23 protein-coding genes are annotated in these 20,205 nt (G+C 69.0%); 12 read left to right on the top strand and 11 right to left on the bottom strand.

What is annotated here, in order from left to right; translation table 11 throughout:
- The first annotated feature begins 34 nt into the window (after positions 1 to 34).
- Positions 35 to 1,087 (top strand): ParA family protein, encoded by a 1,053-nt coding sequence (locus AC6CCG_RS33145; protein WP_496659131.1) that lies wholly within the window; start codon positions 35 to 37, stop codon positions 1,085 to 1,087.
- On the top strand, positions 1,077 to 1,691 hold the full coding sequence (locus AC6CCG_RS33140; protein WP_496659130.1) for a hypothetical protein: 615 nt from the start codon (positions 1,077 to 1,079) through the stop codon (positions 1,689 to 1,691). The genes AC6CCG_RS33145 and AC6CCG_RS33140 overlap by 11 nt, the downstream gene beginning before the upstream one ends.
- Positions 1,692 to 1,746: 55 nt before the next feature.
- On the opposite strand, the gene ychF is transcribed toward AC6CCG_RS33140, so the two are convergent.
- Positions 1,747 to 2,820, bottom strand: a complete 1,074-nt coding sequence (ychF, locus tag AC6CCG_RS33135) for a redox-regulated ATPase YchF (protein ID WP_496659129.1) — start codon at positions 2,818 to 2,820, stop codon at positions 1,747 to 1,749.
- A gap of 108 nt (positions 2,821 to 2,928) precedes the next feature.
- Here ychF and AC6CCG_RS33130 point away from each other — a divergent pair, with 108 nt between their 5' ends.
- Positions 2,929 to 4,365, top strand: a complete 1,437-nt coding sequence (locus tag AC6CCG_RS33130; RefSeq protein ID WP_496659128.1) for a hypothetical protein — start codon at positions 2,929 to 2,931, stop codon at positions 4,363 to 4,365.
- On the opposite strand, the gene AC6CCG_RS33125 is transcribed toward AC6CCG_RS33130, so the two are convergent.
- On the bottom strand, positions 4,366 to 5,067 hold the full coding sequence (locus tag AC6CCG_RS33125; RefSeq protein ID WP_496659127.1) for a GNAT family N-acetyltransferase: 702 nt from the start codon (positions 5,065 to 5,067) through the stop codon (positions 4,366 to 4,368).
- Between the two features lie 96 nt (positions 5,068 to 5,163).
- Here AC6CCG_RS33125 and AC6CCG_RS33120 point away from each other — a divergent pair, with 96 nt between their 5' ends.
- Complete coding sequence (locus AC6CCG_RS33120) at positions 5,164 to 5,499, top strand: YciI family protein (protein WP_496659126.1); 336 nt, start codon at positions 5,164 to 5,166, stop codon at positions 5,497 to 5,499.
- Positions 5,496 to 6,704: an RNA polymerase sigma factor gene (locus AC6CCG_RS33115; RefSeq protein WP_496659125.1), complete on the top strand. Its 1,209-nt coding sequence runs from the start codon at positions 5,496 to 5,498 to the stop codon at positions 6,702 to 6,704. Before AC6CCG_RS33120 ends, AC6CCG_RS33115 begins: the two co-directional genes overlap by 4 nt.
- 34 nt (positions 6,705 to 6,738) lie before the next feature.
- On the opposite strand, the gene AC6CCG_RS33110 is transcribed toward AC6CCG_RS33115, so the two are convergent.
- The 4 genes from AC6CCG_RS33110 to AC6CCG_RS33095 form a co-directional block, all read right to left on the bottom strand.
- Positions 6,739 to 7,197 (bottom strand): DoxX family protein, encoded by a 459-nt coding sequence (locus AC6CCG_RS33110; protein ID WP_496659124.1) that lies wholly within the window; start codon positions 7,195 to 7,197, stop codon positions 6,739 to 6,741.
- Between the two features lie 201 nt (positions 7,198 to 7,398).
- A complete protein-coding gene (locus AC6CCG_RS33105) occupies positions 7,399 to 8,664 on the bottom strand; it encodes a M18 family aminopeptidase (RefSeq protein ID WP_496659123.1) in 1,266 nt (421 codons plus the stop codon).
- Between the two features lie 78 nt (positions 8,665 to 8,742).
- The gene (locus AC6CCG_RS33100; protein ID WP_496659122.1) at positions 8,743 to 10,152 is read right to left on the bottom strand and encodes an amidohydrolase family protein; all 1,410 of its coding nucleotides are present in this window, start codon (positions 10,150 to 10,152) and stop codon (positions 8,743 to 8,745) included.
- Entirely contained in the window at positions 10,149 to 10,739 is a 591-nt protein-coding gene (locus tag AC6CCG_RS33095) for a GNAT family N-acetyltransferase (RefSeq protein WP_496659121.1), read from the bottom strand. The genes AC6CCG_RS33100 and AC6CCG_RS33095 overlap by 4 nt, the downstream gene beginning before the upstream one ends.
- Positions 10,740 to 10,809: 70 nt before the next feature.
- Here AC6CCG_RS33095 and AC6CCG_RS33090 point away from each other — a divergent pair, with 70 nt between their 5' ends.
- From AC6CCG_RS33090 to AC6CCG_RS33080, 3 genes are all read left to right on the top strand, one after another.
- Positions 10,810 to 11,382, top strand: a complete 573-nt coding sequence (locus tag AC6CCG_RS33090) for a TetR/AcrR family transcriptional regulator (protein ID WP_496659120.1) — start codon at positions 10,810 to 10,812, stop codon at positions 11,380 to 11,382.
- A 93-nt stretch (positions 11,383 to 11,475) separates the two neighbouring features.
- Complete coding sequence (locus AC6CCG_RS33085) at positions 11,476 to 12,867, top strand: hypothetical protein (protein ID WP_496659119.1); 1,392 nt, start codon at positions 11,476 to 11,478, stop codon at positions 12,865 to 12,867.
- Between the two features lie 64 nt (positions 12,868 to 12,931).
- The gene (locus tag AC6CCG_RS33080) at positions 12,932 to 14,476 is read left to right on the top strand and encodes a DNA recombination protein RmuC (RefSeq protein WP_496659118.1); all 1,545 of its coding nucleotides are present in this window, start codon (positions 12,932 to 12,934) and stop codon (positions 14,474 to 14,476) included.
- A 1-nt stretch (position 14,477) separates the two neighbouring features.
- Here the strand turns inward: AC6CCG_RS33080 and AC6CCG_RS33075 are convergent, their stop codons facing one another.
- The 4 genes from AC6CCG_RS33075 to AC6CCG_RS33060 form a co-directional block, all read right to left on the bottom strand.
- Positions 14,478 to 14,915, bottom strand: a complete 438-nt coding sequence (locus AC6CCG_RS33075) for a PIN domain-containing protein (RefSeq protein ID WP_496659117.1) — start codon at positions 14,913 to 14,915, stop codon at positions 14,478 to 14,480.
- Entirely contained in the window at positions 14,912 to 15,124 is a 213-nt protein-coding gene (locus AC6CCG_RS33070; RefSeq protein WP_496659116.1) for a hypothetical protein, read from the bottom strand. Before AC6CCG_RS33070 ends, AC6CCG_RS33075 begins: the two co-directional genes overlap by 4 nt.
- 18 nt (positions 15,125 to 15,142) lie before the next feature.
- Positions 15,143 to 15,484 (bottom strand): cupin domain-containing protein, encoded by a 342-nt coding sequence (locus AC6CCG_RS33065; protein ID WP_496659115.1) that lies wholly within the window; start codon positions 15,482 to 15,484, stop codon positions 15,143 to 15,145.
- Positions 15,485 to 15,612: 128 nt separating this feature from the next.
- A complete protein-coding gene (locus AC6CCG_RS33060) occupies positions 15,613 to 16,593 on the bottom strand; it encodes a 4-hydroxy-3-methylbut-2-enyl diphosphate reductase (RefSeq protein WP_496659114.1) in 981 nt (326 codons plus the stop codon).
- Positions 16,594 to 16,650: 57 nt separating this feature from the next.
- Here AC6CCG_RS33060 and xseA point away from each other — a divergent pair, with 57 nt between their 5' ends.
- From xseA to AC6CCG_RS33040, 4 genes are all read left to right on the top strand, one after another.
- The gene (xseA, locus tag AC6CCG_RS33055) at positions 16,651 to 17,880 is read left to right on the top strand and encodes an exodeoxyribonuclease VII large subunit (RefSeq protein ID WP_496659113.1); all 1,230 of its coding nucleotides are present in this window, start codon (positions 16,651 to 16,653) and stop codon (positions 17,878 to 17,880) included.
- Positions 17,877 to 18,098, top strand: coding sequence for an exodeoxyribonuclease VII small subunit (locus AC6CCG_RS33050; protein WP_496659112.1), 222 nt, complete (start codon positions 17,877 to 17,879; stop codon positions 18,096 to 18,098). Before xseA ends, AC6CCG_RS33050 begins: the two co-directional genes overlap by 4 nt.
- Before the next feature lie 3 nt (positions 18,099 to 18,101).
- Positions 18,102 to 18,899: a MerR family transcriptional regulator gene (locus AC6CCG_RS33045; RefSeq protein ID WP_496659111.1), complete on the top strand. Its 798-nt coding sequence runs from the start codon at positions 18,102 to 18,104 to the stop codon at positions 18,897 to 18,899.
- 65 nt (positions 18,900 to 18,964) lie between these two features.
- Positions 18,965 to 19,435: a GyrI-like domain-containing protein gene (locus tag AC6CCG_RS33040; protein ID WP_496659110.1), complete on the top strand. Its 471-nt coding sequence runs from the start codon at positions 18,965 to 18,967 to the stop codon at positions 19,433 to 19,435.
- Here AC6CCG_RS33040 and AC6CCG_RS33035 read toward each other — a convergent pair.
- A complete protein-coding gene (locus tag AC6CCG_RS33035) occupies positions 19,428 to 20,150 on the bottom strand; it encodes a bleomycin resistance protein (RefSeq protein WP_496659109.1) in 723 nt (240 codons plus the stop codon). The two genes, AC6CCG_RS33040 and AC6CCG_RS33035, sit on opposite strands and share 8 nt — an antisense overlap.
- Positions 20,151 to 20,205 lie beyond the last annotated feature (55 nt).

Raw genomic sequence — 20,205 nt, 5'->3', positions numbered from 1 at the left:
CCGATCTCGAACCACGCACGGAAGCAGGGGCCGCATGAAGAGTATCGCATTGTTCAACAACAAGGGCGGGGTGTCGAAGACAACTACGGCCTTCAACCTCGGCTGGATCCTCGCGGAAGCAGGACACCGAGTGCTACTTGTCGACGCCGATCCGCAGTGCAATTTGACGGGCATGGTGATGGGATTCAACAGCCACACTGATCTGGAAGACTTTTACGAGGCCGAACCAAAACGCAACCTCAAGGCCGCATTGCGCCCTGCATTTGAGTCCCAGCCCGTTCCTCTCGGACCCGTAGACTGCGTTGAAGTCGATGGCCGCGAGGGATTGTTCCTCCTGCCCGGCCATGTCGGACTCGCCGAGTACGAAGTGCAGATGGGTCTCGCCCAAGAACTGACAGGTAGCATCCAAGCACTGCAGAATCTACCAGGCTCCATACGCAGACTTTACGAGATCACAGCTACGCAACTCGACATCGAATTCGTCATCCTGGATCTCAGCCCAGGACTCGGTTCAATCAATCAGAACATCGTCATGACGGCCGACTATCTGATTATTCCAACGACCCCCGATGTGTTCAGCGTCATGGCGCTCGATTCCCTTTCCCGTGTCCTGCCGCGCTGGCATAACTGGCTCACTCGAGCTTCGGAGATGGAGATCTTCCAGGATGCTGCCTATCCGCTCCGTGCACCGGGCCTAAAATTCCTCGGCACCATCGTGCAAAGGTACCGCACACGGGCGGGGACGCCCGCAAAGGCCTTCCGCGCATACTTCGAGAAGATCGACACAATCATGCATGGAACGCTCATTCCTCAGCTCGGCGGCATGAATGCGCTGCTTGATACTGATACGTACAAGGCTAACTCGGACGAGGATGCCCTATATCGGATCGCCAGCATCTCCGATTTCAACGCACTTATCGCCAGCAGCCAAACCAACCAGACACCCGTGTTCGCACTAACACAGGAGCAGGTACAGAGAGGCGGGGCAGCATGGGACATCACGGAAGCGAACATCGCAAGCTTCCGCCTCGTCTTCGAGCAACTCGCTAGCCGTATCGTCGCACTCACAGCTAACGATGCGACCTGAGTTCGCGCAGGTCGAGGCGGTATTTGCATCCGAGATTGCAGGCTGTCGAAATGTGGTCGGAATTGCAGACAGCCTTGCGCCGTCCGCACCCGCACTTGACTTGCGTGACTTGTACCGACATAGTCTCGCTGGCGCAGTATCAGCTTTAGACACATGCATTCACTCGGTTGTGCGAACCGGAATTCTCTTGCAACTGAAAGGGGGCGGCCCGACCCTGAATGCCCAACTACCGGTCTCCGCCGACCTTTTTCGTCGCTGGTATAGCGGCGACCATGCAGCTCTGAGCGAGATTGAACTTGCCCTTCGAACCGCCCATGGTCGATGGACTATGCAGTTCTCCAAAGATATCGCGGAGGCCGTTCGGCTGGTATCGGATCGTCCCCTGTGGATCTCAATCGCAGCACAGGATCCAAATGTTGCCGCCCATTTGAAGACCTCACTTGACCTGGTTGTTCGCCGACGCAATCAGATTGCTCATGAATCAGATCTCGATCCGTCCACTGGGATGAAGTGGCCTATCGATTCCACAATTGCGACCGCAGCTATCGACCTGCTAAAGGAACGGGGGGAAGCGATCATCGCCCACGTCGCGGCGGAATACTGATCCCGACGAACCGACGCCCCAGTTGACCCGTGACTCGTGTTGGCGGTCACGCAGCTCACACGTTGAATCTGAACTCGACGACGTCGCCGTCGGCCATCACGTAGTCCTTGCCTTCGATCCGGACCTTGCCCTTCGAGCGGGCGGCGACCATGGAGCCGGCTTCGACGAGGTCGGCGAAGGAGATCACCTCGGCCTTGATGAAGCCCTTCTCGAAGTCGGTGTGGATCACGCCGGCGGCTTGGGGGGCGAGGGCTCCCTTGGGGATGGTCCAGGCGCGGGCTTCCTTGGGGCCGGCGGTGAGGTACGTCTGCAGGCCGAGGGTGTCGAAGCCGACGCGGGCGAGGTTGTCCAGGCCGGGTTCGTCGATGCCCATCTCGGCGAGGAACTCGGCGGCTTCGTCTGGTTCCATCTCGACGAGTTCGGATTCGATCTTGGCGTCCAGGAAGATCGCCTCGGCCGGGGCGACGATCTCGCGCAGCCGCTTCTTCAGGTCCTCGTCGGCGAGCTCGTCGGTGTCGCAGTTGAACACGTACAGGAAGGGCTTGGCGGTGAGCAGGAAGAGCTCGCGGAGCGGTTCGCGGTCGATCCCGGAGGCGTAGATCGTCTTGCCGGAGTCGAGCACCTGATGGGCCTGCTTGATCGCGGCGACGGCGGCCTGCTTGTCCTTGTTGATCCGGGCTTCCTTCTCCAGCCGGGGCAGCGCGCGCTCCACGGTGGCGAGGTCGGCCAAGATCAACTCAGTGGTGATCGTCTCGATGTCGGAGGCCGGGTTGACCTCGCCGTCGACATGGGTCACGTCGACGTCGCGGAAGGCCCGGGTCACCTGGCAGATCGCGTCCGCCTCGCGGATGTGGGCGAGGAACGCGTTGCCCATCCCCTCGCCCTGACTGGCGCCGCGGACGATGCCGGCGATGTCGACGAAGCTCACCGTGGCCGGCACCACCCGCTCGGACTGGAACAGCTTGGCCAGCTCACCGAGCCGCGGGTCCGGTACGCCGACGACGCCGACGTTGGGCTCGATCGTGGCGAACGGGTAGTTCGCCGCCAGGACGTTGTTACGGGTGAGCGCGTTGAACAGGGTCGACTTGCCCGCGTTCGGGAGCCCGACGATGCCGATGGTGAGTGCCACGGGCGCACGATACCCGGATCTGGACAAGGCCTCCCGATCGCGCCCGCCCCGACCATAGACTCATCTCGACATATCGTTAATAGTTTCGACTATTCGAAGGATAGACAGATGAGTGAGCTGTCGACGTCGACCCGCTTCCGCGCCACCGGACTCCGCAGCCGGACCCCGGCCGGTGGGATCAGATCAGCCCTGGTCGGCGGGAACACGATCGGCGGCTGGATCCGGGAGGCCGAGCCACGCGCCGACGGCTACCGGCACGTCGACACCCCGGCCATGATCAACAGGCTGCGCGAGCTCGGCGCGAACCACTACTTCTTCGGCATCTGGGACTCGCCGACCGATTTCGACGATCTGCGGTACGAGTTCGCGCCCGCCGCACAGGAGGCAGGCCTGCAGCTGCTGCCGTACATCGTGCCGCCGTCGGAGACGTTCAGCTGGGGCAAGTCGTCGAAGCCGTACCAGATGGACTACATCGCCTGGGCCGAGGCGTTCGCGCGCCTCGCCCTCGAGTATCCGGTGATCACCGCCTGGGCGATCGACGACTTCGACTGGGCCGAGAACCCCTCGGTCTTCACACCCGACTACCTGGCCCGGATCCGTACCGCACAGTTGGCGATCAACCCCGAGCTCGGCTTCTTCACCTGTGCCTACCGGCCGGCGGCGACGTCGGAGCGGTTCATGATCAAGTACGGGCCCTACATCGACGGCATCATCTTTCCCTTCCTGGACGGCGGCAACTTCAACACGATCCGGACCGGCCAGGTGAGCGCCGACATCGCGGCGGTCACCGCGGTGGCCGGCCGGCACGACGTCGAGGTGATCTTCCTCGGCTATGCGGGTCGGTGGCTGGCCGGGTTGCTGCCGCCGACCGCCGAGTACGCCGCCGGTTGCCTCGGTCCCGCCGTCGCCGCAGCCTCGTCCGGCCAGTTGCTCGGCGTCGTCGCGTACGGGCTCGAAATGGACGGCGCGCCGACGATCGCCAGCGAGCGGCGTTCGATGTACGGGGACGGCCGCGGGGTCCTGGTCTCGGGCCAGGTGCCGATCACCGCCGGCGAGTACGCCGAGCTGTCCACCAAGATCATCGTCGAGCCGGACAGCCAGCGCCACGAACTCGACTTCTGGCACTCGCGGGCGTTCGGGGCCGAGCATGCGCCGAAGCGGGGCGACTTCGGGATCGGCGTCTTCCTGGACGACGACGAGGTCTGGACCGGCGACGTCCACGACGCGACCTGGCAGCAGCTCTGGGTGCAGGGACACATACTGCAGGGCCCGGTCGACGTGTCGACCGCCCTGCGCGGGAAGACCGAGGCGAGGTTGCGGTTCCGGCTGACCGCGCTGCGCGACTTGGAGGCTTCGAGCGTCGATGTCGGGCTGGACAACCTCGGCACGATCGGTTTCACCGTGCCGGACCCCGGCTTCGAGGACCCCGCGGCCTGGCGGATCGACGGCACCGGCGGCCCGATCGTCGCCGCGATCGACGTCTTCGAGCCCGACCGCCCGGAACGGATCTTCGCGACCGTACGCGATCTCTACCGGGCTGGTTGATCAAGGTCGGTTCGGCGGCCGCACCGCGAGTTGCCGGCAGTCCTCCTCGAACCCGAGCCGCTCCGCGATCCGTCGCGAAGCCGCGTTGCCGACCAGGGCCCGCCACCGCGCGATCCCGTGCCGTTCGATCGCCGCGCCGCAGGCCACCGCGGCCACGGCGGTCGCGCTCCCCCGCCCGCGAGCAGCGAGCGCGGTCAGGACGCCGACGTCTGCCGCCATGCCGTTGAACGGAGTCAGATTGGCCGCCGCCACCGGACGCCGGTCCGGGTCGATCGCGGCCCAGGCCACGATCACGTCGTCGCCCGCGAACCCCGACTCGCCCCAGTCCTCCGCCGACACTGCGGCGCGCAGCCCGGCAAGATCATCCGGCGCCGCCTGCTTGATCAACAAGCCCTCGGCAGCGACTGCGACGGCCTCGTCGGCGAAGGCGTGCACGCTCGGCCCGAGCACCGTCCAGCCCGGCAAGTGATCACCCCACCAGCCCGGATCGAGCGCGTTCTCCGGGTCGATCCCGGCGTCGCGTACGGCCGTGATCATGGACTCCGGCACGGACACGGACACCTGCGAATTCCTGACCAGACAGTAGATTCCGCCGTACCCGGCCAAAGGGCCACGATGCTCGACCAGCCGCACCTCGTCGGTCGCATCCCCGAACAGTTGCTCCCAGACCCGGTCGATCCGCTCTCGCGTCGCGCTCCGCATTCGCCGAGTAGACCACACCAGGCGACATTCCGGCCCGGCCCTTCGACAGGCTCAGGGCACCGACGACTGTCGGCCGGAGGTGCCAGACTGTCGCCCATGAAGTACGTGCTGCTGATCTGCGACGACGAGACAGCCTCGCCCAGCAACGAGGAGATGGACGCGGACCCGGTGCATCAGGCCTGGGCGGCGGACCTGGAGCGCCGCGGCGTGGAGATCTTCGGGACCAGGTTGCGGCCGGTGGTCGACGCGACGACGGTACGGGTCCGGGACGGTGAGACGCTGGTCTCGGACGGGCCGTTCGCGGAGACCAAGGACTTCGTCGGCGGGTTCGTGGTCGTGGACTGCGCCGACCTCGACGAGGCGATCACGATCGCCAAGGGTCACCCGTACGCCCACTGGGGCAGCATCGAGATCCGACCGGTCTGGGAATGACCGAGACCGAGGTCCAGGACGCGGTCGCCGCGGCCTACCGGGACGAGTGGGGTCAGATCGTCGCGACGCTGATCGGAATGACCCGGGACTGGGACCTCGCCGAGGACTGTGCCCAGGAGGCGTTCGCGGCGGCGCTGACGGTGTGGCCGCGGGACGGGATCCCGCAGCGGCCGGGCGCCTGGCTGACCACGACGGCGCGCAACCGGGCCACCGACCGGCTGCGACGGGACACGGTCGGGAGGTCCAAGCTGCGCCAGCTGGCGGTGCTGTCCCGGGACCCGTCCGAGCCGTTCGAGATTCCCGACGAGCGGCTGCGGTTGATCTTCACCTGCTGCCATCCGGCGCTGCCCTTCGAGGCCCGCGTCGCACTCACGCTGCGGACGTTGACCGGGCTCAGCACGGCCGAGATCGCGAAGGCGTTCCTGACCGCCGAGTCGGCGATGGCGCAGCGCCTGGTCCGGGCCAAGCGCAAGATCACCGAGGCCGGGATCCCCTATCGGGTGCCGCCGGCCGACCTGCTCCCGGAACGGCTCACGGCCGTCCTCGCGGTCCTGTACCTGATCTTCAACCAGGGGTACGACGACGAGGACGGCAGCCGCGCCCTGACCGCGGAGGCGATCCACCTGGCCCGGGTCCTGACCGGCCTGATGCCCAATGAGCCCGAGCCGCTCGGCCTGCTGGCGTTGCTGTTGCTGCACGAGTCCCGCCGGGCGACCCGGACCGACGGCGGGGTGCTGATCACGCTCGAGGAGCAGGACCGCAGCCGGTGGGACCGGACCATGATCGACGAGGGGGTCGCGGTGCTCGACCGCGCCCTGCCGTTGCGCCGCCGCGGGCCGTACCAGCTGCAGGCCGCGATCGCCGCCTGCCATGCCACCGCGCCCGATCCGCAGAGCACGGACTGGCCGCAGATCGCCGCGCTGTACCGCGAACTGGCCCGGCTGGCACCGTCGCCGGTGGTCGAACTGAACCGCGCGGTCGCGGTCGCGATGGCCGACGGGATCCCGGCGGGGCTGGCGCTGGTCGACGAACTGGCGGCGTCCGGCACGCTGGACCGCTACCACCTGCTGCCGGCGACCAGGGCCGACCTGCTGCGCCGGGCCGGCCGGACGAGCGAGGCCGAGACGGCCTACCGCGAGGCACTGGACCTGGCCCCGACCGAGGCCGACCGCCGCTATCTGGCCGGCCGGCTCGACGCGCTCTGAGACCCCTCGGCGGCCGGCCGGCGTGCGACCTGGATCAGGAGGGTACGGGAGCGGTACGGGCGGCAGCCACCCGCTCGCGCCGACGGCCGACCAGCAGGTGGTCCAGGCTGTACCGGCCCGCGCCGGCCACGGCCAGGCCGAGGCTCAGCACGGCGAGCAGGCCGACGAACTCGTACCCGCCGTTGGCGGCGTAGAAGCCGTTCGGCGCGTGGACCAGTACCGCGGCGCCGATCATGGTCGCGGTGTTCGCCAGCGCGACCAGCGGGGTCAGCAGGCCGAGGATGATCGCCGCGCCGCCGAAGATCTCCAGCGCCGTCACGCCGGGTCCGGCCAGGTCGGCGAACGGCACGCCCATCTGCCGGAAGCCCGCCGTGGTGCCCTCGATCCCGTTCTGGGCGTACTTCTGCCAGCCGTGCGCGATCATCACGACGCCGAGCCCGATCCGGGCGATGAGCAGGCCGAGGTCGCTGCGTGCGGTCCGCTGTGCCGTCATACGTTTCCTCCAGGTAGTTGAAGCTGCAATCACCCGGACCAACTCATGACCTCCGGACCCTGTTCCCCAGGGGCCGGGATTCACAGACTCCGCACAGGTCGACCAGTCGGGTGGACGGCCCTTCGACAGGCTCAGGGCCCTGACTCACCTTCGACAGGCTCTGGGCACTGACTCACCCTTCGACAGGCTCAGGGTGCTGAATCAGCCGGCCAGGAAGGCCTGCATGGCCAGCGTCAGGCCGCGCAGGTCGGCCACTCCGGCCAGCTCGCGCGCCGAATGCATGGACAGGATCGGGGCGCCGACGTCGACCGTGGTGATCCCGATCCGGGTCGCGGTCAGCGGGCCGATGGTCGAGCCGCACGGCACGTCGTTGTTGGAGACGAACTCCTGGCCGGTGACGCCGGCGACCCGGCAGGCGGTCCGCCAGACGGCGGCGCCGCGAGCGTCGGTCGCGTAGCGCTGGTTGGCGTTGAGCTTGAGCAGCGGGCCACGGCCGAGCAGCGGGCGATTCACCGGGTCGTGCCGGCCCGGGTAGTTCGGGTGCACAGCGTGGCCGGTGTCGGCGGAGAGGCAGTACGACTCCGCCAGGGCCCGGTGCCGCTCGTCGGTGCCGGCCCCCAGCGCCGCCGAGATCCGGTCCAGCGCATCGGCCAGCAAGGGCCCGGCCGCACCGGACCGGGAACCACTGCCGATCTCCTCATGATCGAAAGCGGCCAGCATGGTGATCGTGTCGCCCGGCTCGGAGTTGATCAAGGCGGTGATCGACGCGTGCACGCTGCTCAGGTTGTCCAGCCGGCTCGCGGCCAGGAACTGATCATCGATGCCGAAGATCGCCGGCGCCGCGGTGTCGTAGGCCAGCACGTCGTAACCGGCGAGGTCGGCGGTCGCGACCCCGGTCAGCCCGGCCAGATGATCAAGGATCGACCGGCGTTCCCCGCCGACCAGCCAGACCGGCGCAGTGTGCTGCTGCTTGCCGAGCCGGACGCCCTCCTCGTTCACCGCCCGGTCCAGATGGATGGCCAACTGCGGGATCCGCATGATCGGGCCGGTCCGGACCAACCGCACGGTGCCGTCGGCCAGCACCAGCCGGCCGGCCAGACCGAGCTCGCGGTCCAGCCAGGAGTTGAGCAGCGGGCCGCCGTACACCTCGACGCCGACCTGGCCCCAGCCGTCGCTGGCGAAGTCGGGATTCGGCTTCAGCTTGAACGTGGTCGAGTCGGTGTGCGACCCGACGATCCGGTACGGGCTCGTCGGCCCGGCCGCCTCCGGCACCCGCCACGCCAGCAGCGCCCCGTCGCGGACCAGGAACCGGCCGCCGGGATCGTTGCGCCACGGCTCGGACTCCACCTGCCGGGTGAACCCGGCCGCCTCCAGCCGCCGCGCCCCCTCCTCGGCCGCGTGGAACGAGGACGGCGACGCCGCGATGAAGTCGGCCAGGTCGCGGGCATGATCAACAGCATCGAGCATGCCCGTCAATCTAATCGGCGTTGCCGCGGCGCGTCGGTCGGGCCCGATCCCCGCCGAGCCCGGCCGGCGCGGCCGCGATCATGCTCCCTGCGGCACCGGAACCTCCGCGGCCGCCGTACGGACTCCGTCGAGCAGGCCGTCCAGGGCCTCCCGGTCGAGCAGCCGGCCGCGGGTGACCACGGCCCGGATCGCTTGCGTGTTGGCGATCTCGGCCAGCGGGTCGGCGTCGAGCAGGACCAGGTCGGCGACCTTGCCCTCGTCGACACTGCCCTGCTGGTGGTCCCGGCCCAGGTAGCGGGCCGGCTCGATCGTCGCGGTCTGCAGGGCCCGGAGCGGGGTGAGTCCGGCGGCGACGAACAGACCGAGCTCGTCGTGCAGCGAGAAACCGGGGAAGACGTAACCGGTCATGGTGTCGGTGCCGGCCAGCAGCCGTACCCCGGCGGCCTCGAGGGACGCCACCACCTCGAGCCGCCACTGGAACAACACCCGGGCCTGGAAGCCCTCCTCCGGCGTGCGGTGCCCGGAGTAGAAGCCGTCCACGATGTATTCGTAGAACGACTTCAGCTCGCCCGGCAGGTAGTCCAGCCGCCGGTCCCGCGGATCCACCGTGTCCGGCCGTTCCAGCACCCGGTGCAGCACCACGGTCGGGCAGACTGCGGCCCCGGCGGCGGCCAGCCGGTCGAACAGCCGGGCCGCCCGGTGCGCACTGTGCGTGTTGGCGGCGTCCCATTCGATCCGGGCGACCTGCTGGAACCACGAGCTGTACTTCGGGCTCCAGTCCGGCTCCACCCGGGCCATCGCCGCGCGGAGTTCCTCGAAGCTGCGCGAGGTCTCCGGTCCGAACCGGTGCAGGTGTTCGAAGCTGCGCTGACCGAGGTCGATCGCGTCCTCCAGCGACACCGCATCCGGCAGGTGACCGGCGAACGGGATGTCGAGCCGCGCCGCCTCCGCGGCGATCGCCCGGTGCGTCTCCGGCGACAGCCGGGAGTAGACCTTGACGAAGTCGGCGCCGTCCTCCTTGGCCCGGCGGACCGCGGCGCGGGCCTCGTCCTCGGTGTCGGCCATCAGGAACTCCTGCTCGACCGGCGCGTCCTCCCAGAGCGACGGCCGGCCGTCGACGATCGGGCTGGCGATCACCCAGCGCGGACCGATCAGCTCGCCGGAGTCGGACCGCCGACGCCAGTCGTGCAGATAGGGGGTGCCCCACATCTGGCGCACGGTCGTGACGCCGTTGGCGATCAGCAGCGGCGGGTCGATCCGCTCGTCGCCGCTGTCATGCAGATGCATGTCGGCCAGGCCGGGGATCAGGTGTCGCCCGGTGCCGTCGACGACCTGAAATCCTTCCGGTACGGGGTTCCGGTCGGCCGGGCCGACCCGGTCGATCCGATCGCCGGTGATCAACACCGTGTGATCGGGCAGGGGCCGGCCGTTGATCACATCGACCACCGTGACGTGGGTGATCGCGAGGCGCTGGACAGAGTTGATCATGGACGTGGCTCCGTTCGGTTGGTGATCTTGGACGCGGATTCGCGCCACAGCGGGAACAGCTCGGGGCCGTCCGGCAGCCGGATCGGCGGCCCGTACGGCCGGAAGCCGTGCCGGGTGTAGAGGGCGGCGTTCCGCGGCGCCGACGCCTCGAGGTAGGCGGGCAGCCCGGCCGCATCGCATTCGGCCAGCCCCTCGGCCAGCAGGGCACCGCCGTAGCCGCGACCGCGGTCGTCCGGTGCGACGCCGATCACCCGGAGGTAGCGATGCTCCGTGTCCCCGGGATAGCGATCGTCGAGCAACCGGCCGAGTTCGGCCAGTCGTCCGAGGTACGGGATCAGCACCGGATCCGGCTGGTCGGGCGCCGGCACCTCGTGCTCCGCCGGGCTGCACCAGACCGCGACCGCCCGCGGCCGGCCCTCCTGCTCGAGGATGCGGAGCTGCCCGTTGCGCAGGAAGGCCGCCAGCACCAGGTTCAGGGCCGCCGGCCGGGTCTGTCGGTCCGGGAAGGCCCAGCTCAGCACCGGATCGTCGAGGAAGGCCGCGGACAGTACCCGTACGGCCGAATCGTGAGGTTCGCTGCTCGCCATGCCCGCAACTATACATACGTCTTAGACGTGCGTATAAAACGTTTGTCTAAGCGATCGCTAAACTGCAACCATGGGCCACAAGGAACAGTTGCTGGAGGGCGCGAAGCGCTGCCTCGCCGAGAAGGGGTACGCCCGGACCACGGCGCGCGACATCGTCGCCGCCTCCGGCACCAACCTCGCCTCGATCGGCTACCACTACGGCTCGAAAGAGGCCCTGCTCAACGCGGCGATGGTGGCCGTGGTCGGCGACTTCACCGAGCAGGTGCTGAGCCAGCATCCGCGACCGGAGGACGCGACGCCGGTCGAGGCGTTCCAGACGTTCTTCGCCGGTCTGCTGGCGTCGTTCCCGCACGCCCGCGAAGCCCTCAACAGCAGCATCGAGGCGTACAACGGCGCGGCCCACTCCCCCGAACTCCGGGCCCAGCTGGCCGAGGCCCACGAGCTGGCCCGGCGCGGGCTGGCGGCCGAGATCCTCGGCGTGCCCGAGGACCAGCTCGAGGACCGCCAGGTGCGCTCACTCGGGTCGCTGATGATGGCGCTCTACCCCGGCGTCATGGTGCAGTTCCTGGTCGACCCGGACCGGGCGCCGTCGGCCGAGGAACTGGTCGAGGGCCTGCGCCTTCTCTGCCGAAACTCCGCTTGATCAGGGTCCGAAAGCCCTGGTTTCGGACGACTTTCAGTGCACTAATTCCGATTTCATTGACCGGGGAGATCCGGCGGGCCTATACCTGAAGCCATGTCCACTCCCCGTAGTTTGGGCACTGCGCCCGTCGCGATCCTCGCGGCATTCCTCGTCCTGATCGGTGCCACCACGAGTGCAGCACCGACCGCCGCGGCCGCTCCGGTCGCCGGCACCCGAGCCACCTACGCCGGCGAGGTCACCGGCGCCGACGGTGGCATCGACAGCGCGGCCACGATCAACCGGGTGAAGGCGATGAACGCCAACACCTACGTCTACCTGGTCTGGAAGGCCCAGGAGTGGACCGACTTCGTCAACGAGTTCATGCCGGCCGCCCAGGCCGCCGGCATCAAGGTCTGGGTGTACGTCACCCCGCCGACCGAAGGCTCCCCGCCCCCGTACGGCAGCGACTACGTGGCCTGGGCCCGCGAGATCGCCACCGTGCGCACCTCGTACCCCAACCTCACCGCCTGGGCGATCGACGACTTCAACGCCAACACCTCCAAGTTCACGCCGACCTATCTGCAGCAGATGCGGGACGCGGCCAACGCGGTCAGCCCCGGCCTCGATCTGTACGCCACGGTCTACTACTCGGCACTGACAGCGGGCTTCGTGGACACGTACGGGCCCAAGCTGGACGGCTTCATCTTCCCGTTCCGCGACGAGCCGTACACGAACACGATGTGGACCGCGTCCGCGACCGCCCAGCTCAACACGGTGGTCACGAACGCCGCCCGGACCGGCGACAAGGTCTTCCTGATGCCGTACGCGTCCAAGCTCAGTTCGGCCGTCGTGCCGCCGGACGTCAACTACGTCAAGGCGGTCACCCAGGTCGGCATCACGTTCATGAACCAGGGCAAGATCCCCGGCATCGTCCAGTACAACCTGCCGCTCACCCCGGGCAAGGGCAACGGCGACACCAACCGGGCCCACACCGGCAGCGGCGCCCTGCGGTTCGAGGTCGAACCGAACACGGCGACCTCGGCCGGCAGCTACGCCGCGGCCAGCACGACGGTCACCCTGAACTCCGGCTCGTCCACCTGCTCGATCGTAGCGTTCAACACCGACACCGCGCCGGACGGCGGCACGGCCGGCTACCACTTCAAGCAGGCCCTGGCCAACGGCAACCTGCTCTGGGAGCGCGACGTGGCGACCGACGGGACCGGCTGGTACACCAACTCGCCGCGCGACATCACGCCCTACCTGGTCAACGGATCGGCCACGCTGACCCTTCGGCTGATGGATAAGAAGGGCGTCTCGAACTACGGCCTCGACGTGTCGTTCGACGACATCGCCCTGACCGGTTGCCACATCAGCAACAGCACCTTCGAATCACCGTCCGGCTGGACCTTCAGCCGGTCCGGCGGCTGGGTCTTCGGGTCCGTCCACCACTTCGACGCCGACTACTCCAGCGCGGTGCACGGCGCCGTGGCCGCGCTCTTCGCCTGACGATCGGGTCCGGCCCGGCGGTGCCTCCGACGGATTGTCGGTCCCGCCGGGCAGGATCGAAGGCATGGACGTAACGGCGGTCGTCGCGATGCTCTCCGGGCTGGTCATCGGACTGGCCATCGGGGTCGGCGTTGCGGTGGTCGTGCTGCGGTCGCGGCAGGAGACCACCGAGGCGCGGTACGAGAGCCAAGGCCGGGCCGAGCTGGCCCAGGCCCAGACCCTGGCCGCCGAGGCCCGCAGCGAGTCGTCCCAGGCTCGGGCCGAGCTGTCCCAGGCCCGCACCGACGTCGCCGAGGCTCGGGCGCTGGCCGCCGCCGCCCAGGCCGAGGCCGCCGAGGTGGGCGCCCAGGTGGCGAAGGCCAGCGCCGAACGGGACGCGGCGATCCGTCGGGCCGAGGAACTGGCGGCCGACCGGGAGTCGATGCTGAACCAGTTCAAGGTCCTCTCCGGCGAGACGATCGAGAAGCAGAGCAAGTTCGCCGAGGCCTCCGCCGACGCCCGGCTGAAGGCGACCGAGCAGTTGATGGCGCCGGTCCGGGACAGCCTGGAGCGGTTCAACGCCCGGCTGACCGAGGTCGAGAAGGAACGGGTCAAGCTGTCCGCAGACCTGCGCAACCAGGTCCAGTCGGTGCAGCTGACCGGCGAGCAGCTGCGCCGCGAGACGCACGCCCTGGCCACCGCGCTGCGCAAGCCGCACGTCCGCGGCGCCTGGGGCGAACTGCAGTTGAAGCGGGTCGCCGAGCTGGCCGGCATGATCGAGCACTGCGACTTCACCACCCAGCACACGACGACCAGCAACGACCGCGCGGTCCGGCCCGACATGCGGGTCGACCTGGCCGAGGGCAAGTGCGTCTTCGTCGACGCGAAGGTGCCGCTGAGCGCCTTCCTGGATGCCCACGAGACCGAGGACCCGGAGCGGCGCAGCCATGCGCTGGACCGGTTCGCCCAGCACGTCCGGACCCACATCGACCAGCTCAGCGGCAAGCGCTACTGGCAGGCCGACGCCGGCACGCCCGAGTTCGTGGTGCTGTTCCTGGCCAGCGAGGCTCTGGCCGCGGAGGCTTTCCGGCTGGCCCCGGACCTGCACGAGTACGCGGCCCGCCGCGATGTCGTGCTGGCCACTCCGACCACCCTGATCGCGATGCTCCGGGCGGTCGCGTACGGCTGGAAGCAGGCGAAGCTGGCCGAGAACGCGGCCGAGGTGCTGCAGCTGGGCCGGGACCTGCACGAGCGGCTCGGCACCATGGGCAACCGGCTGGACAAGCTCGGCCGCGCCCTCCGCACGTCGGTGACGGCCTACAACGACACGATCGCCACGGTCGAGGGACGGGTGCTGGTCAAGGCCCGTCAGTTCACCGAGCTCAAGGTGACCGACCAGGAGCTGTCCGCGCTGACCGGCGTCGACGACCCGGTCCGGCAGATCCAGGCCCCGGAGCTGGTCGAGGACGCCGCCCAGGTCGAGCCGCTGATCGGCCGCGGCCGGAAGCGGCGGTCGCGCCGCGATGACGTACCGGAGGCCGAGGAGCTGGTCCGCCCCGAGCCGGACCTGTTCGAGATGCTGCAGCCCGAGATCGAGCCGCCGAACCGGAACCGCGACACCGGGTCGTAGGTCAGCCCAGGTCGTACGGGAGGATGCGGAACGCCGACGCGCCCCACAACGGCTCGAGCGCCCTGAAGTGCCGCTGATCCAGGGTCAGCAGCGTGACGGTGCGAAACCGGTCGGCCAGCACGACGATCGAAGCGTCCGCAACCCCGACATAGTCCTTGCCGGCCCCGAAGCCCTGGACGACGCCCAGGGCGGCCGCGTGATCCTCGGCGGTCCATTCCGCGAGTTCGTAAGCGCCGATCACGATGTCCCGAGCGAAGCGTTGCGCCGCCTCCCCGCCGAGCCGAGAGGAGAGCATGTAGTCGGCCTCCGCCACGATGAACGGCGACACGATCGGAACGTACTCCCCCGAGGTGACCGACTTCGCAAGGGCGGCATGCTCGCCGTAGTCCTGGTCGAAGATGGCCAGGATCGCGCTCGTATCGACAATCGCGGTGTTCACTGCCCAAAGCCGTCGGCGAGCGCCTCGTCGATCTGCTCTGCGCTAAGAGGTCGCCCGCTGCGGAACCCGCCGACCGTGGGTGTCGGTCGCGGGGCGTTACGGTCCAGGAGCTTCTCGATCTCCTGCGCGAGCGTCAACCCGTCGGCGGCCGCGAGCCGGTGGAGCCGGTCCCGCGTCCCCTTCGGCACCTTGATCGTCGTCATGGTCATACCCGTGAGTATACCGCTCTAGTGCGCCGGTACGGAGACGCAGACCATCGTGGTGTCTTCGAGGGCCTCGACGTGGCCCGGTGCCTGCTCGGGGACGTGGACCAAGTCGCCTGCTCGCACCGTGACCGCCTGGCCGGGCTCGCCGACCCGCACCGCTCCGCTGAGCACTACCCAGAGTTCCGTGTACGGGGCGGGCAGGTCGGCCGTCGCGCCGGCGCGGAGGAAGGTCGTGTACGCGCTCAGCGGCAGGCCCTCGTCCTTGCCGATCGCGGGCGCGATCACGATGTCGTCGCTGAACCGGATGGCGTTCTCGCCGAGCTCCGTACCGAAGCGTCGGGCGGGTGAAGGCTGCGCGATCATGCACCAAGCTTGGGAGCTCAACCCGACTTGAGTTCAAGAGTGTCGTCAGAACTCCTCGAGTCGCGACCTAGAGCTCGTATACCGCTCCAGCGGCCGAGTTGAGGAGTTCTGACGACACCCGGTCGGGCTCAGTCGTTGATCGCGCCCTTCCGGAGGTCCTTGCGCAGCTCGGGCGGCAGCGCGAAGACGAGCGACTCCTCGGTCAACCGCTCCTCCTCAGCCGCCGGAAATCCCTTGTCCTGCAGGAAGTCCAGCACGCCGGTGACCAGGTCCTCCGGCACCGAGGCACCGCTGGTGACGCCGACGACGGAGACGCCTTCGAGCCAGGCGGGGTCGATCTCGGTCGCGTTGTCCACCCGGTAGGAGGCGGCGGCGCCGTTCTCCAGGGCGACCTCGACCAGCCGTACCGAGTTCGACGAGTTGGCCGAGCCGACGACGATCACCAGGTCGGCCTGCCGCGCGATCTGCTTCACCGCCAGCTGCCGGTTCTGCGTGGCGTAGCAGATGTCGTCGCTGGGCGGGTCCATCAGCAGCGGCAGCTTCTTGCGCAGCTTGCCGACGATCTCCATGGTCTCGTCGACGCTCAGCGTGGTCTGGCTCAGCCAGGCGACCTTGGTCGGATCCGGGATCTCCAGGGCGTCGACGTCCTCGGGCGACTGGACCAGCGTGATGTGGTCCGGCGCCTCGCCGGTGGTCCCCTCGACCTCCTCGTGACCGGCGTGACCGATCAGCAGCACCTGCAGGTCGTCCCGGGCGAACCGGCGCGCCTCGTGGTGCACCTTGGTGACCAACGGGCAGGTGGCGTCGATCGCCTTCAGCCCGCGGTCCTTGGCCTCGGTCTGCACGGCCGGCGAGACACCATGCGCGGAGAACACGACGGTGGCGCCGGGCGGCACCTCGTCCAGTTCCTCGACGAAGATCGCACCGCGCTGCTCCAGCGTCTCCACCACGTGCTTGTTGTGCACGATCTGTTTCCGGACATAGATCGGCGATCCGTAGAGGTCGAGGGCCTTCTCCACGGTGATCACCGCCCGGTCGACGCCGGCGCAGTAGCCGCGCGGAGCGGCGAGCAGCACCTTCTTCTCGAGCGTACGAGGCGTGGAACTCATGGTGCCGAGTGTATGGGCCGCCCCAGAACGTCGGTCTCGGCCGTTACGCTCGCGTCCATGCCGATGCAATCCTCGCCGGAGCAGCCGCTGCCGCTGTCCCGAGTGACCAGCGCGGTCCGCGGCTGGATCGACCGGCTCGGCGCGGTCTGGGTCGAGGCCCAGCTGATCGAGATCAACCGCCGCTCGGGCAGCCGGACGATCTTCCTGACCCTGCGGGACCGGCTGGCGAACGTGTCGGTCAGCGTCACCGCCTCGCCGACCACGATCGACTCGGCCGGCCCGCTGTCGGAGGGCGCGGCGATCGTGGCCCGGATCAAGCCGTCCTACTACGAGACCGCCGGCCGGCTCAGCTACTACTGCGACGCGATCACCCCGATCGGTGAGGGCAAGCTGCTGGCCCAGCTCGAGCAGCGGAAGCGGATGCTGCAGGCGGAGGGCCTGTTCGCCCGCGAACTGAAGAAAACGCTGCCGTTCCTGCCCCGCGAGGTCGGCCTGATCACCGGCGCCGGCAGTGCCGCCGAGCGGGACGTGATCGAGAACGCCCGGGTCCGCTGGCCGGCGGTGATGATCAAGACCGAGCACGCCCTGATGCAGGGGCCGCAGTCGGTCGAGCAGATGATCGACGCGCTGCGCCGGCTGGACGCCGATCCGGCGGTCGAGGTGATCATCATCGCCCGCGGTGGCGGCTCGCTGGAGGACCTGCTGCCCTTCTCGGACGAGGCGTTGATCAGGGCCGTGTTCGCCTGCCGTACGCCGGTCGTCAGCGCGATCGGGCACGAGACGGACAACCCGATCCTCGACCTGGTCGCCGATCACCGGGCCTCCACGCCCACCGGGGCGGCGAAGCGGGTGGTCCCGGACGTGGCCGAGGAACATGATCGACTTCGGCAGGCGCAGACCCGGCTCCGGCAGTCGATGACGGGGCTGATCCGGCGGCACCGCGAGTTCCTTGATCAACTCCGGTCCCGGCCCGTGCTGGCCGACCCGACGGCGAGCTTCGCGGTCCGCCGAGAACAGCTACAATCGCTGACCGACCGCGGGAATCGTGCCATCGTCACCTCGGTCCGGCACGAGAAGGCTGCGGTCGAGCACCTGCTGGCCAGGGTCCGGGCCCTGTCCCCCAAGGCGACGCTGGAACGCGGGTATTCGATCTTGGTCGACGGCACCGGTCACGCCGTCACGTCGGTGGCGGAGATCGACGTCGACGACGATCTGCTCGCCTATGTCGCGGACGGGCAGCTGACCGTGGCCGTACGAGACGTGGAGCAGGGAGGGATCGGCCGATGACCGAACCGGAACTCAGTTACGAGAAGGCCCGCGAGGAGCTGATTGCAGTGGTGCAGCGGCTGGAGTCGGGCGGTGCACCGCTGGACGAGTCGCTGAAGCTGTGGGAGCGCGGCGAGCAGCTGGCCAAGATCTGTCAGCAGTGGCTGGACGGCGCCGAGGCCAGGGTCGCCGCGGCGAGAGCCGATGCCGGTGCCGACGGCTCGGACGAACGCGCCTGACCGATGTTCGGCATCGGAGCGTTCGCATCGATGGGCCGGGTGTCGGTCCGGATGCTGCGGCACTACGACAAGGTCGGCCTGCTCCGGCCGGCCCGGGTGGACGAGTTCTCCGGCTACCGCTACTACGAGGCTGATCAACTGCGCCGGCTGAACCGGCTGCTCGCCTGCAAGGACCTCGGCTTCACCCTCGAGGAGGTGAAGTCGATCTTGGACGAGAGCGACGCCGACCTGGCCGGTTTGCTGCGCCGCCGCGAGGCCGAGCTGGTGGAGCAGATCACCGCGGACCAAGATCGTCTGACCCGGGTCCGGGCCCGGCTGGCGTTGATCAAGGCCGAGGGTGCCTCGCCGGCGGAGGCGGTGACGATCGAGCCGTTGCGGCCGGCTCACGTCGCCCTGCTGCGTGGGACGGCCGAGAGCTCCGACCACGAAGACGTCGGGCCGGTGATCCGAATCCTGTTCGGCGAGTTGATCAAGGCCATGGGTACGACCCCGCTGGCCGGACCGGCCATCGCCACCTATCGCCCGCTGGACGGTGGAGCCCTGGAGGTGCAGGCCTGCTTCCCGATCGGACCGGAGGCTCCGCCCGGCGTCGAGGTCGCCGAGTTGCCCGGGCATCCGGCGGCGGCGACCTACCTGCACCAGGGCACGATGGCCGACATCGGGCTGGCGTACCAGGTCCTCGCCGCCTGGGTCGAGGACGCCGGTCACAGCACCGACGGCACGGCCCGGGAGGTCTACCTGACCAGCCACCCGGAGCCGGAGGAGCGTTGGCGGACCGCGGTCCAGTTGCCGGTGACTTGACCCTGACACGGTGTCAGCCCGAATCGTGACGGCGACGAAAGTCCCCGTACGAGAGAGAGCACACCATGACCGAATCCACCGTCACCACCAAGACCGTCGACCCGATCCGGGTCGCCCGAGTCACCGGCCGCACGGTCGGCACCGACCACGAGGAGATCGGCCCGTTGACCCGGCAGCTGTTCGACCGACTGATGGGGCCGATCATGCGCCAGCAGGTCGCGATCGCCGGACCGCCCGTCGTCACCTATCAGCCGACCGCGGAGGGCGGCCTCACCGTCACCGCCTGCTGCCCGGTCGGCGCCGACACCGCGGCCGTCGACGGCCTCGAGTTCGGCGAGCTGCCGGGTCTGGAACGGGTCGCGGCCCTGCTGCACCGCGGTTCGATGGCCGGCGTCGGAGCGACGTACGGAGCCTTGGAGCGCTGGGTCGCCGAGCAGGGCCTGAACACCGACGGGACGGCCCGCGAGGTCTACCTGGTCAGCGTTCCGGAGCCCGAGGAGCGTTGGCAGACCGAGGTCCAGCTGCCGATCACCTGAGGTTCGGCGCCACGGCCAGCTGTGCCTTCACCTCGGCCAGCGCCGCCAGGTCGGAGGCCAGCCGGTCCCGGTCGGCGGCGGTCAGCCCGATCGCCTCGACGCGGCCGATCAGCTCGGCGGCGGCCGCCGGATCCTCGGTCCGCAGCCGCAGTTCGGCGAGGTAGACCAGGGCCGGCAGCTGCCGTACCTCCGGCTCGTCGGCGTGCCGGGCCAGTCCGTTCTCCAGCACCCGGATGGCCGCCGCCTCGTCGCCGTGTGAGTCCGCCTGGCGGGCCGCCGCGGCGACCACCCGGGCCAGCCGGTCGTCCTGATCCGGCTGGTCGCCGGGGTCGCCGAAGGCACTGATCCGGAGCCAGTTGCCGCCCGGGTCGACGACCGAGAAGCCGCCGGCGGTGCCCTGCTTGCGGCGCGGCCGGGTCATCCGCGGGATCCCGGAGACCGGCACCTTTCCGTACCTCTCACGCAGGCCGGCCGCGAACGCCCGGTGCAGGGCCTCGGTGTCGGGGACCAGCACCACCACGGTGCCCATCGAGTCGGCCGGTTCGAACTCGGGCACCGCGAAGAAGTGCAGGTCGATCCCGCCGCGCTGCACCGCCGCGAACGGGTTGGGGCGCTGCTGGCGGTAGGTCAGCTCGAAGCCCAGGGCCTCGTAGAACGGCACCACGTCATCGAGGTCTCGGCAGGGCAGGCCGGGAATCACGCGTTCGACAGGCATGCGAAACATCGTACAGTATCCGGAGTAATTCCTGGACTCATTCACCCACGGAAGT

The sequence above is a fragment of the Microlunatus sp. YIM B11417 genome (genome assembly GCF_059617205.1).
Note: the sequence above shows the minus strand (reverse complement) of the source record. Positions and strands in the feature narration are given on the sequence as shown.